The organism is Dermacoccus sp. UBA1591, assembly GCF_002322065.1.
GTDB lineage: Bacteria > Actinomycetota > Actinomycetes > Actinomycetales > Dermatophilaceae > Dermacoccus > Dermacoccus nishinomiyaensis.
On record NZ_DCNR01000054.1, the window covers coordinates 27,415 to 29,771 of the forward strand.

General features: G+C 68.8%; 2 protein-coding genes. Both read left to right on the forward strand.

What is annotated here, in order from left to right; genetic code table 11:
- Positions 1 to 95 precede the first annotated feature (95 nt).
- Positions 96 to 1,601 (forward strand): UDP-N-acetylmuramoyl-L-alanyl-D-glutamate--2,6-diaminopimelate ligase, encoded by a 1,506-nt coding sequence (locus B2284_RS05775; protein ID WP_006947001.1) that lies wholly within the window; start codon positions 96 to 98, stop codon positions 1,599 to 1,601.
- 242 nt (positions 1,602 to 1,843) lie between these two features.
- The gene (locus tag B2284_RS05780; protein ID WP_006947113.1) at positions 1,844 to 2,023 is read left to right on the forward strand and encodes a hypothetical protein; all 180 of its coding nucleotides are present in this window, start codon (positions 1,844 to 1,846) and stop codon (positions 2,021 to 2,023) included.
- Positions 2,024 to 2,357: the final 334 nt, after the last annotated feature.

Below are 2,357 nucleotides of genomic sequence, written 5' to 3' on the forward strand. Positions count from 1 at the left end.
CGCTCGAGCATGTCCACACTGCGACGCACCAGACGACATCACCGTTCCCCGCGCGGCGCGACGGGCGTTCGGCCACGCGTTGTTAGGCTCGCAGGGTGTATGTGAGCCGCGCAGAACTCGAGAAGATCCTGGGCGCGAGCGTGCCCGAGAGCGTCGACGGCATCGACGCCGTCACCCATGATTCTCGGGCCGCGAAGCCGGGTGGCGCGTTCGTCGCGATCCCCGGATTCACCGTCGACGGTGTGACGTTCGTGCCGCAGGCTCTCGCGAACGGGGCGAGCCTTGTCGTCGCCGAGCGTGACGTCGAGGGTGCTCCGACCGTCGTCGTGCCAGACGCGCGCGTCGCGCTCGCCGCCCTCGCCACCGCGACGGCCGGGCATCCGAGCCACGACGTCACCGTCTACGGCATCACCGGCACGAACGGCAAGACGACGAGTAGCTACGTCCTGCACGGCATCCTCAGCGCCGCGTACGGCGAGGAGAAGACGGGCCTGCTGACGACCGCCGAGATCGTCGTCGGCCGTGAACGCGAGCCGGCCGTCCGCACGACCGGTGAGGCTCCGCAGGTGCAGGGCAACCTCGCGCGGATGCGTGACGCGGGCGTCGAGCACGTCGTGCTCGAGACGAGCTCGCACGGCATCCACCTCCACCGCGTCGCCGGAACCCGTTACGCCGCAGCGTTGTTCACGAACCTCACCCGCGACCACCTCGACCTGCACGGCACGATGGAGGACTACTTCCTGACGAAGCGGCGCCTCTTCGAGTGGACCGACGGGCCGAAGCTGACGAACGTCGATGACGCCTACGGAGCGCGCATCGTCGCCGAGGTGCCCGGCACGCTCGGGTTCGGCGTGAGCGAGAACGCCGACTACCGCATCACGAAGGTTCACCCCAGCGATGGCGGCACGGCGTTCACGCTGACGACGCCCGAGCGCTTCCTCGACGGACGCGACGCCCCCGGCGTCATCGAGCTGCAGATGCCGCTGCTCGGCGACTACAACGTGCACAACGTCGCGGGCGCGTCCGCGATCGCGCTCGAGATGGGCATGCCGCTCGACACCCTCGTCGGCGCCGTCGCCCACATGGCACAGGTGCCGGGCCGCTTCGAGCGCGTGCCAGCGGCCACCGCGAAGGGCTTCGAGGTCGTCGTCGACTACGCCCACACCGAGGTCGGCCTCGAACTCGTCCTCGACGTCGCGCGCGCGGTCGTGGGCCGCGACCACGCCGACGGCGGCGTCCGCAGCGAAGGCGGACGTGTCATCTGCGTCTACGGCGCAGCGGGGCGGCGCGACCCGGCGAAGCGCCCGAAGATGGGCGAGGCGGCGAGTCGTCTCGCGGACGTCAACATCATCACGAACGACGACACGTACGACGAGGATCCGCAGGCCATCGCCGACGAGGTGATGGCGGGCGCCGATCCGTCGAACACGACGATCGTCCTCGACCGCCGCGACGCCATCCGTCAGGCGCTGACACAGGCGCGCCCGGGCGACATCGTCGTCGTCGCGGGCAAGGGCCACGAGCACGTGCAGCACCTGCCCGGAGGCGACGTCGACTTCCACGACACCACCGTCGTCACCGAGCTGCTCGCCGAGCTCTGACGCCCCCCGTCCTCATCTGCGGTTCTTGTCCACCTCTACGAACGGCGTGCACGGGTGACCGAAAAGCGTAGAAGGGGGACGTAGGTCGCCGATGTGGACGGGAATCGCAGAAGGGGACGGCGGGCGCGGGCGCGGGCACCCATTGTGTCGGAGGTGACACCACCCCCGCTTGCCACACTCTTACTACAGGCGTAGTGTTCACATCAGACACCAGCACTACAGATGTAGAAGGAGCGTTTCCCATGGACAACCTCAACACCGTCTTCTGGATCCTCATGACGATCAGCGCCGTCGGCGTCGTCGCCTTCTTCGGCTTCCTCGCCACGTGGGGCGCCCAGATCGTCAAGGCCAACCGTCCCGTGCGCCTCGAACGCCACGAGAGCATCCCCAGCTACTACGGCCGCATGGTCGCCGCGCACTGACGCAGACCGCTCGTCGCCAGGTACGTCGCTCCGCGCCTCTCGTCGCCAGCCCGTCGCACCACGGCTCGTCGTCACGCAGGGACGCAGCCGCCACGGATGCACCGGCCACCCGCGCAGCCTCAGTCAGACGAGGGAGTGGACTTACCCCGACTCAGGACGGCGTCGATCGACTTGCTATAAAAGATCTTGGCCTACCTGGCCGTCAGCTTCGAAGGCCACAAGCCTTCGAGCGCCACTGCTCGCAGTGGTCGACGACGAAGCCCGCATCACCTCACCACAGGTGACGCGGGCTTCGTCACGTCCGGGGCGGCACCGGCGGCAGGTGCGAGGCCGA